The sequence below is a fragment of the Prochlorococcus marinus str. MIT 0917 genome, from assembly GCF_027359575.1.
GTDB classification, from domain to species: Bacteria; Cyanobacteriota; Cyanobacteriia; order PCC-6307; family Cyanobiaceae; genus Prochlorococcus_B; species Prochlorococcus_B marinus_D.
The window spans coordinates 1,732,324-1,744,829 of sequence record NZ_CP114784.1; the positions used below are offsets into that span (position 1 = coordinate 1,732,324).

Consider the following 12,506-nt stretch of genomic DNA (forward strand, 5'->3'; position numbering starts at 1 on the left):
CAATAAAACTCAATTATCTTAAAAATTTTCTTAAATCATGTCTACTCTTAAGAAACCTGACTTAGCTGATACAAAATTAAGAGCAAAACTTGCTAAAGGAATGGGGCATAATTACTACGGCGAACCAGCATGGCCCAATGACCTGTTGTATATTTTCCCTGTGGTTATTCTTGGGACCATTGCATGTGTTGTTGGCTTAGCAGTTCTTGATCCTGCATTCCTTGGAGATAAAGCTAATCCGTTCGCAACCCCATTGGAGATTCTTCCTGAATGGTATTTATACCCTGTTTTTCAAATTTTACGTGTTGTACCTAATAAGTTACTTGGAATTGCTCTCCAGACTTTGATACCTCTTGGTTTGATGATTCTTCCTTTTATAGAAAATATCAATAAATTTGCTAACCCTTTTAGAAGGCCAGTTGCAATGTCATTATTTTTGTTTGGAACATTTTTGACAATGTATCTGGGTATAGGAGCATGTTTACCTATTGATAAATCTCTAACTCTTGGTTTGTTTTAGAAACTTTCCTCTAAATCCAGCATCAATACATCCTCAGGCTTAGCTCTCAATAAGTGATGAAGTAATAAAAATCCAACAATAGTCCATGTTTGATAAGTTCTGGATTGTTGACCTACCCATGTACCAGTTGGCCCGTCAAAATATTCTGCCCATTTTTGTCTTGGGAGCTGATTCAATTGACTCCAATAACATTCTTCAATAAGAGCCCTCATCTGTCCCATGAGTAAAACATCGGCTTTTGGATAACGTTTTTCATGAAGCAATATAGATGCACCAAAAAACCATAAAAGACTTGGCCAATGACCTCCATTGTGATAACTCCATGGCCAGTTTTTCGGGTCTGAGCCTGTTTTATTTTGCCATTCCTCTATATCCATTGGTGGATGACAGATTCTCATTGGCATTTGTGCCATGAGGTGTTCCCGGTTATGTAAAACAAGTCGAAATAATGCTCTCTGCTGCGGTGCAGTCAATACTCCAAACATGCACGCTAAGGAATTCCCCAAGCTATAAAAACGAAAATCTGGTCTACCAGTTCTAATATTTCCAATAAGGTATCCACCTCTATTTTCGAGCCAATCTTGAAGCCATGAAGGGACTACTTGGGGTTGGACATTGAATTCATTTTGATGTTGATCTTCACCGTATTGCTCAGTAGGCCTTCTTCTTAGAACTTGCATCGTTTTGCTTGTTACCCAATAGTGTTTCAGAAGAAATTGTCTAAGGTCATGCACCCACTGACGAGTTAAAACAAGTCTTTGATCAAGTAATCGACTTTTTTGATTTTTTCTGCTTAATTCCATTAGTTGAATGCAGCTTTTTAAGCATGCATGCAACAAAACTTCTACCTCAAGAGGAGCTCCCCAAACATCCATAGGTCGATCGATCATAAATGAACAATCTGGTACAAATAAAACTGGATTCCCCTCAAAAGTTGGATGCAAAACTAAATCAAGAAGAAGTTGAACACCTCTTTGAACTTGTTGACTTGTCCCAAAACTTTGATCACCACTTTTTCTTACATACAGCCAACAAAGTACCGGCCACCACAGGCTTGCATCAGCAGAGGTAATTCTTCCAATAGATCTTTGACCATAATCTGCTATTAACTTTCCTTTTTCTTCTACAAAGCTTGTGGGAAAAACCCCTCGAGTTTGATAAGTAGTACTTTGCAAATCGAGACTTACTGTCAAGAATTTCTTGACTATGTCAAATCGTTTTTGAGTCAGTAGATAAATCATTACTGGGACGTTGTCCCTTAAAAAGATCTCTCCATAATTGAGAGCATCATTTTTTGTTGGATGTTCTAAAGCCGCGACACTTCCTGCGATATCTCCAGAGATTTCAATCAGAGTTTTTTCAAAATGTTCTTTGGCTCTTGCAACAACTTTGTCTTCATTCGAGTTAGGGCGAACCCTTTGGTGTTGTTGGCTAAAACGTGCGGGCATTAAGATAATCTGTTGCCATCGCTAAAAGCTAGTTATGGCTTACTCCTTTGATATTGATAGTAAGAGGTAAAACATTTCATTTGCAACTTTGTTGCATCTAAGTACGTTGATGGTTTAAATTATTCTTCTGCGCAAAAGTCAATCTGGAGCGTACTCAGTTAGCGAAATTACGAAAGTTTTTTAGTTAAGTGGGAGTTTTACAACATTCGAAGACTAAACCCTTTGGTGTTGTAAGCTGAGAAACGGTCGCAAGATCGAAAATGTTCTTGGCTTTTTAAGTCAAAGACATTGCACCTGGACAACTTAAAAGTTTAGGAACTGACGCTTTTATCGCGTTCAATTATTTATTAATTGGATGTATTTGCGATAAAGGTGTGAGGTCCCGTCAAAAGAAATTAGTTGCATAATTCTGTCACTATTTCGGATTAGAGTTTCACGGCTCTATCTTGATATTTGGTGTTACGGAGTTAGAGCAACGACGGATCTGAGATCCGGGAAAGTCACGAAGATAAAACTAAGTGCACTCTTTAGAACCCTTATTTAAATAAGGTGGCAACAATCACAGTCAGTACGCCAGTGCTGTTATTAGTGGGAGAAGCAAATCAGACTGAGTAGAATTAATTTTTACAATAGGGCCTGACTACAACGGAGAGTTTGATCCTGGCTCAGGATGAACGCTGGCGGCGTGCTTAACACATGCAAGTCGAACGAACCTTCGGGTTAGTGGCGGACGGGTGAGTAACGCGTGGGAATCTGCCCTCAGGAGGGGGATAACGGTTGGAAACGACCGCTAATACCCCATATGCCGAGAGGTGAAATGAATTTCGCCTGAGGATGAGCCCGCGTCTGATTAGCTTGTTGGTGAGGTAATGGCTCACCAAGGCATCGATCAGTAGCTGGTCTGAGAGGATGATCAGCCACACTGGGACTGAGACACGGCCCAGACTCCTACGGGAGGCAGCAGTGGGGAATTTTCCGCAATGGGCGAAAGCCTGACGGAGCAACGCCGCGTGAGGGACGAAGGCCTCTGGGCTGTAAACCTCTTTTCTCAAGGAAGAAGATATGACGGTACTTGAGGAATAAGCCACGGCTAATTCCGTGCCAGCAGCCGCGGTAATACGGGAGTGGCAAGCGTTATCCGGAATTATTGGGCGTAAAGCGTCCGCAGGCGGCCTTTCAAGTCTGCTGTTAAAGCGTGGAGCTTAACTCCATCATGGCAGTGGAAACTGATTGGCTTGAGTATGGTAGGGGCAGAGGGAATTCCCGGTGTAGCGGTGAAATGCGTAGATATCGGGAAGAACACCAGTGGCGAAGGCGCTCTGCTGGGCCATTACTGACGCTCATGGACGAAAGCCAGGGGAGCGAAAGGGATTAGATACCCCTGTAGTCCTGGCCGTAAACGATGAACACTAGGTGTCGGGGGAATCGACCCCTTCGGTGTCGTAGCTAACGCGTTAAGTGTTCCGCCTGGGGAGTACGCACGCAAGTGTGAAACTCAAAGGAATTGACGGGGGCCCGCACAAGCGGTGGAGTATGTGGTTTAATTCGATGCAACGCGAAGAACCTTACCAGGGCTTGACATCCTGCGAACCTTTAAGAAATTAGAGGGTGCCTTCGGGAACGCAGTGACAGGTGGTGCATGGCTGTCGTCAGCTCGTGTCGTGAGATGTTGGGTTAAGTCCCGCAACGAGCGCAACCCACGTTTTTAGTTGCCAGCATTTAGTTGGGCACTCTAGAAAGACCGCCGGTGATAAACCGGAGGAAGGTGTGGATGACGTCAAGTCATCATGCCCCTTACGTCCTGGGCTACACACGTACTACAATGCTACGGACAAAGGGCAGCAAACTCGCGAGAGCTAGCAAATCCCATAAACCGTGGCTCAGTTCAGATCGTAGGCTGCAACTCGCCTACGTGAAGTAGGAATCGCTAGTAATCGCAGGTCAGCATACTGCGGTGAATACGTTCCCGGGCCTTGTACACACCGCCCGTCACACCATGGAAGTTGGCCACGCCCGAAGTCGTTACTTTAACCCTTGTGGAGAAGGACGCCGAAGGTGGGGCTGATGACTGGGGTGAAGTCGTAACAAGGTAGCCGTACCGGAAGGTGCGGCTGGATCACCTCCTAACAGGGAGACAATTAATTGATTGTGATGTCTAAGTAATTTATCTTAGGCCGCAATCCTGTCACCTTAAGGTCGATCGGTACCTCAGATTTTCGAATTAATTTTATAAATTAATCCTTTAATTTCAGTTCCTAAACTTGTCTAGGTCACACCCAACAAGGGTTTCTCCTGGGCCATTAGCTCAGGTGGTTAGAGCGCACCCCTGATAAGGGTGAGGTCCCTGGTTCAAGTCCAGGATGGCCCATTCGTTGTTGGGGGTATAGCTCAGTTGGTAGAGCGCCTGCTTTGCAAGCAGGATGTCAGCGGTTCGAGTCCGCTTACCTCCACTGAAACCTACCCTGGTAACTAAATTTCCGGAGGAAAATTGTAGATGTGACTTAGATTGTCTATTTGAAAAGAACCTAGCTTCTTATCATCTTTTTTAAGTTGATAACATGCTGGGCTCACATGGATTTATTCCATGAGAATTCAGTAGAACCTTGAAAACTGCATAGATTAGAAAGAATAAAGCATCTCATGGATGCATAATTCTGAACAAATAATGTGGCCTTAAAACCAAATTATTTGTTTATGGAATTCATGTTTAATTCTTGAGTAATAGCCGAGCACAATTGATTTTGTGATTGTATTAAGGTCAAGCTACAAAGGGCTCATGGCGGATACCTTGGCACACAGAGGCGATGAAGGACGTGGTTACCTGCGATATGTCTCGGGGAGCTGGATACACGCTTTGATCCGGGAATTTCCGAATGGGGCAACCCTTAGAACGGCCAGCTGAATATATAGGCTGGCACGAGCCAACCCAGCGAACTGAAACATCTTAGTAGCTGGAGGAAAGGAAAGTAAATAACGACTCCCTAAGTAGCGGCGAGCGAACGGGGAATAGCCCAAACCGATAGTTTCGACTGTCGGGGTTGTGGGACAGAAACGTGGACTAACAAACCTAGAAGAAGCGCTTGAATGGCGCGCCATAGAGGGTGAAAGCCCCGTAATCGAAAGGAGAGTTAGCCTATCTGTATCCCGAGTAGCACGGAGCACGTGGAATTCCGTGTGAATCTACGAGGACCACCTCGTAAGGCTAAGTACTCCTGTGTGACCGATAGTGAAACAGTACCGTGAGGGAAAGGTGAAAAGAACCCCGGGAGGGGAGTGAAATAGAACATGAAACCATGAGCCTACAAGCAATGGGAGCCCGACTTATCGGGTGACCGTGTGCCTGTTGAAGAATGAGCCGGCGACTTATAGGCACTGGCGGGTTAAACCGAGAATGGTGGAGCCATAGCGAAAGCGAGTCTGAATAGGGCGTTTTGTCAGTGTTTATAGACCCGAACCCTGGTGATCTAACCATGGCCAGGATGAAGCTTGGGTGATACCAAGTGGAGGTCCCAACCGACTGACGTTGAAAAGTCACCGGATGAGCTGTGGTTAGGGGTGAAATGCCAATCGAACCAGGAGCTAGCTGGTTCTCCCCGAAATACGTTGAGGCGTAGCGTCTAGTGCTCCAGCAGGGGGGTAAAGCGACCATTTCGGTGCGGGCTGCGAGAGCGGTACCAAATCGTGATGAACTCTGAATACCCTGTGTGTAACTAGGCAGTCAGACTGTGGGGGATAAGCTCCATAGTCGAAAGGGAAACAGCCCAGACCGCCAGCTAAGGTCCCAAAATCAACACTAAGTGATAAAGGAGGTGGGATTGCCCAGACAACCAGGAGGTTTGCTTAGAAGCAGCCATCCTCAAAGGAGTGCGTAATAGCCCACTGGTCGAGCGATCCTGCGCCGAAAATGAACGGGGCTAAGTGTTGTACCGAAGCTGCGGATTTATTTATAAATGGTAGGGGAGCGTTCTATGTGGGGTGAAGCGTTAGCGTAAGCGGGCGTGGACTGCATAGAAGTGAGAATGTCGGCTTGAGTAGCGAAAACATGGGTGAGAATCCCATGCCCCGAAACCCTAAGGGTTCCTCCGGCAGGCTCGTCCGCGGAGGGTTAGTCTGGTCCTAAGGTCAGGCCGAAAGGCGTAGTCGATGGATAACAGGTCAACATTCCTGTACCAGTTATGTTTTGGGAAGGGGGACGGAGAAGGCTAGCCAATCCAGATGTTGGTTACTGGTTCAAGCGTTCGAGGCTTTGAGGAACGGAGAAAACGTTCTGAGCTAAGGCGTGAGTACGAGCTGCCACGGCAGCGAAGTTGGTGACGTCATGCTTCCAAGAAAATCCCTATACCCGTTAAGGCATAACTGCCAGTACCCGAAACCGACACAGGTGGGGTGGTAGAGAATACCGAGGGGCGCGAGATAACTCTCTCTAAGGAACTCGGCAAAATGGTCCCGTAACTTCGGGAGAAGGGATGCCAGCGAAAGCTGGTCGCAGTGAAGAGGCCCAGGCGACTGTTTACCAAAAACACAGGTCTCCGCTAAGTCGCAAGACGATGTATGGGGGCTGACACCTGCCCAGTGCCGGAAGGTTAAGGAAGCTGGTTAGCGTAAGCGAAGCTGGTGACTGAAGCCCCGGTGAACGGCGGCCGTAACTATAACGGTCCTAAGGTAGCGAAATTCCTTGTCGGGTAAGTTCCGACCCGCACGAAAGGTGTAACGATCTGGGCGCTGTCTCGGAGAGAGGCTCGGCGAAATAGAATTGTCTGTGAAGATGCGGACTACATACACCCGGACAGAAAGACCCTATGAAGCTTTACTGCAGGTTGGTATTGTTCTCGGGCTCTGAATGCGCAGGATAGGTGGGAGACATTGAAGTAGTGCTTTTGGGTGCTACTGAGTCAACGGTGAGATACCACTCTTTCAGAGCTAGAGATCTAACGTTTACCCGTTATCCGGGAAACGGACAGTATCTGCTGGGCAGTTTGACTGGGGCGGTCGCCTCCTAAAAGGTAACGGAGGCGCACAAAGGTTTCCTCAGGCTGGTTGGAAATCAGTCGTCGAGTGCAAAAGCAGAAGGAAGCTTGACTGTGAGACCTACAAGTCGAACAGGGACGAAAGTCGGTTTTAGTGATCCGACGGTTCTGAGTGGAAGGGCCGTCGCTCAACGGATAAAAGTTACTCTAGGGATAACAGGCTGATCTCCCCCAAGAGTTCACATCGACGGGGAGGTTTGGCACCTCGATGTCGGCTCATCGCAACCTGGGGCTGAAGTCGGTCCCAAGGGTTGGGCTGTTCGCCCATTAAAGCGGTACGCGAGCTGGGTTCAGAACGTCGTGAGACAGTTCGGTCCATATCCGGTGTATGCGCAGGAATATTGAGAGGATTTCTCCCTAGTACGAGAGGACCGGGAGGAACGCACCTCTGGTGTACCAGTTATCGTGCCAACGGTAAACGCTGGGTAGCCATGTGCGGAGTGGATAACCGCTGAAAGCATCTAAGTGGGAAGCCCACCTCAAGATGAGTATTCCCATGGTTTAAACCAGTAAGATCACGGGAAGAACACCCGTTGATAGGCTCTACGTGGAAGTCTGGTAACAGATGCAGCGGAGGAGTACTAATAGATCGAGGGCTTGACCTTCTTTTGCTTTTACTCAAATTAATGCTTTGTTTTTTCTGATTATTTTTTAATAATTTCTATGCAGTCTTCAGGGTTCTTAAATAACACTATCCTGGTGTTCATGGCGATGTGGAACCACTCCGATCCATCTCGAACTCGGTTGTGAAACGCATCAGCGGCGACGATATTTGGGGGGTAGCCCCCTGAGAAAATAGCTCAATGCCAGGTAAAAATATTTCAAAAGAGGGTCCTTTTGGACCCTCTTTTAATGGAAAATTATTTTTGGCAATTAGGACACCAGTGAGTGCTTCTGCCACAAATTTTTTCTCGCAAAATCTTCCCTCCACATTTTTTACAGCTTTTACCACTTCTTCTATATACCAATGCTTGTCCCCCATAATTTCCATTAATTCCCTCTAAATCTCTAAAGTCACTAAAAGTTGTACCTCCCTCTCCTATACTTATATTTAAAATTTTGACCAGACTATTGCAAAGTTTTTTTAATTCAGAGTTTTTTAAATTCCTACTTTTGGTTTTTGGATTAATACCTGCATCAAATAATGTTTCATCTGCATATATGTTTCCAACACCAGCAACAGTTTCTTGATCTAATAAAGCAGATTTAATCGAGCGAGTTTTTTTCTTCAAGTATTCTTTTAAATAATGATTATTAAAATCAGAACTAAACGGCTCTGGACCTAATCTTTTAATTCCAGATACTATCTCTGGGACTGATTTCGATGGTGGTACGTACCACATTTGTCCGAAATTTCTAATGTCTATAAAACGAAGCTCTTTTCCTCTCTTTGCAAAAAACCTTACTCTAGTATGTTTGCATGGGGGTATTTGTTTATTTATTAATTTGAATTGACCGGTCATCCTAAGGTGAACAACCAAAAAACCTTTACTAATTTTATCTTTCGTATTTAGTGAACCTATTAAATATTTCCCTCTTCTTTCCCATTCCCCTAAATAACTATTTTTAATATTACTTTTGAAACTTTCAGATCCACCAATACTTGCAATTGATCTTTCTTTTAATACTTCTATTCTTTCAATAAAAAAACTATTGAGAAGTTTATTAAGTCCCTTTCTAACTGTCTCAACTTCTGGTAATTCAGGCAAAAGTAATAATGCAGCTAATTTGATGCAGCTTCTAATTCTTTTACTGAAAATTGACTGGTATTGGCACCACCATCAACACCACTGAAAGCTTTGAAATCACATTTTTCAAATTTGACAGTCACTGGGTACCTCATCGCTGGAGATTTATCGATAGAAACTATTTCTCCAATTTGATTGAACCAGTATGATTCTTGTCGCAAGATGCGAACCTTATCTTTTCTTGCAAAGCTCATCTGACTTCTCTAATGATTAATATCATTATTATCCATCAGAACAGGAAATATTTGTATTTGTGTCACAGACTGTCGCTGGTATTTTAAAAAAGTAGATCGTCTTTAAATTATTTTTAGCTTCCAGACAAAAATAATTCATATTGATTTTCGGGCTAATTTTCAATTAGCTTTGAAGTGTTGAACCTTAAAAGATTTTATTTTTTGTGATATCAAAGTCATCTTTAGACCCCTCTTCTCTTAGTTTTGATTTGCCTGATCCTGAGCAAGACGACTTAAGTAATATTGATTTCATTGAGAGATTAGAAAATGCATGGTCTATTTGCGAGCAGTTTGATTTACAAACCGAAATTTGGAGAGGAAGGATTTTACGCGTTGTAAGAGATAGAGAAAAGAGAGGCGGGGATGGTAGGGGTACAGGCTTTTTGCAGTGGTTAAGGGAGATGGAAATCAGTAAAAGCAAAGCATATTCGCTTATTCAATTAGCTGATTCGTCAGATAATCTTGTGGTGGATGGAATTCTTGAAGAATCAAGCGTAAATAATTTTTCAAAAAGAGCTTTTATCGAAACGGCACATGCTGAACCTGAGATTCAACATATGATTTCTGAGGCTGCGAATGAAGGGAAGGACATAACAAGAAGACAAGTAAAGAGTTTAACTGATCAATTTATGGCCGCAACAAGCTCTCTTTTGCCAGATGAAATTAGAGAAAAAACGCAATCGAATTTGTTACCAGCTAAGTTTGTTGCGCCATTGGTAAGAGAATTATCTAAGTTGTCGCCTATACAGCAAGAAGAAATCTGCCAAACTTTAAGAGAAAACCCTGAAATTGATTCAGTAAAAGACATGACGAATACTGCTAAATGGATGGGAAAGTCTTTAGATGCTTCTCTAGCTTTAAGAGCTTTTCAAAATAAGAATTTAAATTTAGATAAAGCCACTCAAGAAGCTCTCAGGTTGGATTCTTTAGGATTACTTTCAGATGCTTTTGGGCAAGCAAAAACAATAGAGAGTTCTATTCTAAAGTTTCATTCCGCTTGGAAAAGATTAGAAGGTTTGCAAGAGAGGCTATGGGTCGAGTCTGGGAGTAGTACGCCTTATTTAAGAGAGCTTTTAGACACTCTGCAAACGCTAACTGGTTCAACAATAAGAGTTTCTCTTGGAGAACTTTCAGGAGGGAAAAGGTTGAGATTGCAACTTGTTGAGGAAGACTCTGAAAGATTGGAACCTCCATCTCTTGAAATGAATAAATAATTTAAAAATTAAAATCCTGATCACAAAAGTCATTAATTAATTTAAATTCAAAATCAGTTTCAGGGAAATACCATCTTGTCCAGTAAGCATTATTTAATGTATTGTTTAATGCTCTGTTTTGGCAGCTAAGAGCTAAATAGAAATTTTTATTTTTTTTTGTTTTTGCTTGAGCAATATATTTGCCATCAAAATATGTCCAGTCTGACCAATTGATCATTAATGAGCCATATTTTAGCCATTTTGAAGGTTTATTCTCTCTTAATTTTAATTTGATATTAGGCTTGATTTTTATAGGATCATTTAATGTATTCAAAGTCTTAATTTCTTCTATTGGTATTTTGTGTATATATGCGATCGTTGAAAGATCTTCTGTCTTAGATGTTTTATGATAAAAAACTTTTTTACTGGCTAATTTAATATCTTCTTCATTAATTGCTTTTTTATATTTAGCTCCCTTTGGTAATAAAATAATCTGATTAAGCTTAAGATAAGAATCATTTGTTAGATTATTTATGTAAATAATATCTTTTATATTTACGTTGTAATCTCTTGCAATCTTATAAAGAGTATCTCCTTCAAGAACTTTATAAGTTAGATGTTCATTCTTTTTGTATTTAGTAATGTTTTTATCAGGTATTACTATAACTTCTCCTTCTACTATTTTTGTCGCATCATTGAAATTATTTTTATACATTAGTTCTTTCAAGGGAACTCTATATTGCTTGGATATCTTGACAAGGGTATCACCACTTTTTGCAATAATCTTTGTTTCTGCACTAGCTTTTAAAGTAAATATTGATAAGAGAAAGATAACACTATTAATGCAAAATAAAACTATTGGTATTTTTTTCTTTGTAATCATCTCAAGCCTAAATTAATAATCTATCTTGTCGATAAAATTATTTTAACCTAATAATTTGTTAAGTAAAGATATATCTAATTTATACGGAGGGTATCTGAAATTTAGATCTAGCCAAAAAGGTCTTTTTAGGACTGATTTGTAATGAGTAAAGTTATCAAAACCTGCTTTGCCATGATATTTTCCCATACCACTTGTTCCAACACCTCCAAATGGAAGTTCTGGAATTCCTGCTTGTAATACAACATCATTAAAACAAACGCCTCCTGATGAGGTCATTGAAAGTACTTTTCCTTGTTCTTTCTCGCTCCCACCAAAAAGATATAGAGCAAGTGGTTTAGGCAATAACTTTAAGTCTGAAATGGCTTGGTCGAGATTTTTAATACATAAAATAGGTAGCAATGGACCAAAAAGTTCTTCCTTCATTAGTGGATCATTTCTATTATCGATTTTGATGAGAGTAGGGCTAATTCTTTTTTCTTTTTCATTGCTATCTCCTCCATAGATAATCTGGTTATTCTTTTTTGCTTGTTTTAATAAATTATTAAGTCTATCAAATTGATTTTGATTGATAATTCTCCCCATATGTTTTGAATCTAATGGTGTATTTCCATAAAAATCATTAATCGAATTTTTTAAATTAATAATTAAAGAATCAAAAAGTTCATGCTCAACCAATAAATAATCCGGCGCAATACATGTTTGACCAGCGTTTAGACTTTTTCCCCATGTAATTCTCTTGGCAGTTACTTCTATATTGGCACCATCGATTACAATGGCTGGGCTTTTGCCCCCAAGCTCTAAAGTAACGGGAGTAAGGTTTTTTGAGGCGGCTTCCATTACTTTTTTTCCTATATTTTCTCCACCCGTAAAAAAGACGTGATCAAATTGTTGAGTCATTAAATCAGCAGCAATACTTCCATTTCCTTCAAAGACTTGTGCGATCTCTGGTGCAAAATATTTTTCTATAAGTTTTTTTATTAGAGAAGATACATGTGGTGCATGCTCAGATGGTTTTAAAACAGCTGTGTTCCCAGCGGCTAACGCTCCTACAAGTGGTTGAAGAGTAAGTGAAAAAGGATAGTTCCACGGACCAATTATCAGAATGCAGCCCAAAGGATCTGGTTGGACCAATGCTTGAGCAGGTCTAAGAGAGACAGGAACGTTGATTTGCTTTGTCTTCATCCAATTGGATAAACTTTTTTGCGCCAGTTTGATTTCTTGTTTAACAGCAATAATCTCAAAGAAGGCTTCTGTGGCAGGCTTTCCTAAATCCTGATTTAAAGCATTTAAGATTTCTTTCTGATGGTTTTCTAATAATTTTGATAAAGCATCGAGTTGTTTCCTTCTCCACTTCTCGTGCCTTGTTTTACCAGATAAAACGGGATCTTGTAATTGATTAAGTACGAAATTTTCTAATGACATTGTTGTTTCCGATTTTCATTCCTTCTAACAAA

7 protein-coding genes, 2 tRNA genes and 3 rRNA genes are annotated in these 12,506 nt (G+C 41.6%); 7 read left to right on the top strand and 5 right to left on the bottom strand.

Annotated features, from left to right (window positions below):
* The first annotated feature begins 37 nt into the window (after positions 1-37).
* Positions 38-520 (top strand): cytochrome b6-f complex subunit IV, encoded by a 483-nt coding sequence (petD, locus tag O5637_RS09635; RefSeq protein WP_269604542.1) that lies wholly within the window; start codon positions 38-40, stop codon positions 518-520.
* On the opposite strand, the gene O5637_RS09640 is transcribed toward petD, so the two are convergent.
* Positions 517-1,968: a glycoside hydrolase 100 family protein gene (locus O5637_RS09640; RefSeq protein ID WP_269604544.1), complete on the bottom strand. Its 1,452-nt coding sequence runs from the start codon at positions 1,966-1,968 to the stop codon at positions 517-519. The genes petD and O5637_RS09640 overlap by 4 nt on opposite strands.
* Positions 1,969-2,610: 642 nt before the next feature.
* Here O5637_RS09640 and O5637_RS09645 point away from each other — a divergent pair.
* From O5637_RS09645 to rrf, 5 genes are all read left to right on the top strand, one after another.
* Positions 2,611-4,095, top strand: a 16S ribosomal RNA gene (locus O5637_RS09645).
* A 167-nt stretch (positions 4,096-4,262) separates the two neighbouring features.
* Positions 4,263-4,336, top strand: a tRNA-Ile gene (locus O5637_RS09650).
* Positions 4,337-4,345: 9 nt separating this feature from the next.
* A tRNA-Ala gene (locus O5637_RS09655) sits at positions 4,346-4,418 on the top strand.
* Positions 4,419-4,724: 306 nt separating this feature from the next.
* Positions 4,725-7,600: ribosomal RNA gene (locus tag O5637_RS09660) — 23S ribosomal RNA — on the top strand.
* Between the two features lie 90 nt (positions 7,601-7,690).
* Positions 7,691-7,807, top strand: a 5S ribosomal RNA gene (gene rrf, locus O5637_RS09665).
* The 16S, 23S and 5S rRNA genes sit together here with 2 tRNA genes alongside, the layout of an rRNA operon.
* A gap of 48 nt (positions 7,808-7,855) precedes the next feature.
* On the opposite strand, the gene O5637_RS09670 is transcribed toward rrf, so the two are convergent.
* On the bottom strand, positions 7,856-8,704 hold the full coding sequence (locus tag O5637_RS09670; protein WP_269604546.1) for a DNA-formamidopyrimidine glycosylase: 849 nt from the start codon (positions 8,702-8,704) through the stop codon (positions 7,856-7,858).
* Between the two features lie 14 nt (positions 8,705-8,718).
* The gene (locus O5637_RS09675) at positions 8,719-8,937 is read right to left on the bottom strand and encodes a photosystem I reaction center subunit IV (RefSeq protein ID WP_269604548.1); all 219 of its coding nucleotides are present in this window, start codon (positions 8,935-8,937) and stop codon (positions 8,719-8,721) included.
* Between the two features lie 203 nt (positions 8,938-9,140).
* Here O5637_RS09675 and O5637_RS09680 point away from each other — a divergent pair, with 203 nt between their 5' ends.
* Positions 9,141-10,190, top strand: coding sequence for a hypothetical protein (locus tag O5637_RS09680; RefSeq protein WP_269604549.1), 1,050 nt, complete (start codon positions 9,141-9,143; stop codon positions 10,188-10,190).
* Position 10,191: 1 nt separating this feature from the next.
* On the opposite strand, the gene O5637_RS09685 is transcribed toward O5637_RS09680, so the two are convergent.
* Positions 10,192-11,052 carry a lytic transglycosylase gene (locus O5637_RS09685; protein WP_269604551.1) on the bottom strand — a complete coding sequence of 287 codons (861 nt, stop codon included), beginning with the start codon at positions 11,050-11,052 and terminating at the stop codon, positions 10,192-10,194.
* A 42-nt stretch (positions 11,053-11,094) separates the two neighbouring features.
* On the bottom strand, positions 11,095-12,474 hold the full coding sequence (locus tag O5637_RS09690; RefSeq protein ID WP_269604553.1) for an aldehyde dehydrogenase family protein: 1,380 nt from the start codon (positions 12,472-12,474) through the stop codon (positions 11,095-11,097).
* Positions 12,475-12,506: the final 32 nt, after the last annotated feature.

Coding starts and splice junctions, on each gene's coding strand:
- petD (WP_269604542.1), top strand. CDS start 38: ATGTCTACTCTTAAGAAACCTGACTTAGCTGATACAAAATTAAGAGCA.
- O5637_RS09690 (WP_269604553.1), bottom strand. CDS start 12,474: ATGTCATTAGAAAATTTCGTACTTAATCAATTACAAGATCCCGTTTTA.
- O5637_RS09675 (WP_269604548.1), bottom strand. CDS start 8,937: ATGAGCTTTGCAAGAAAAGATAAGGTTCGCATCTTGCGACAAGAATCA.
- O5637_RS09640 (WP_269604544.1), bottom strand. CDS start 1,968: ATGCCCGCACGTTTTAGCCAACAACACCAAAGGGTTCGCCCTAACTCG.
- O5637_RS09685 (WP_269604551.1), bottom strand. CDS start 11,052: ATGATTACAAAGAAAAAAATACCAATAGTTTTATTTTGCATTAATAGT.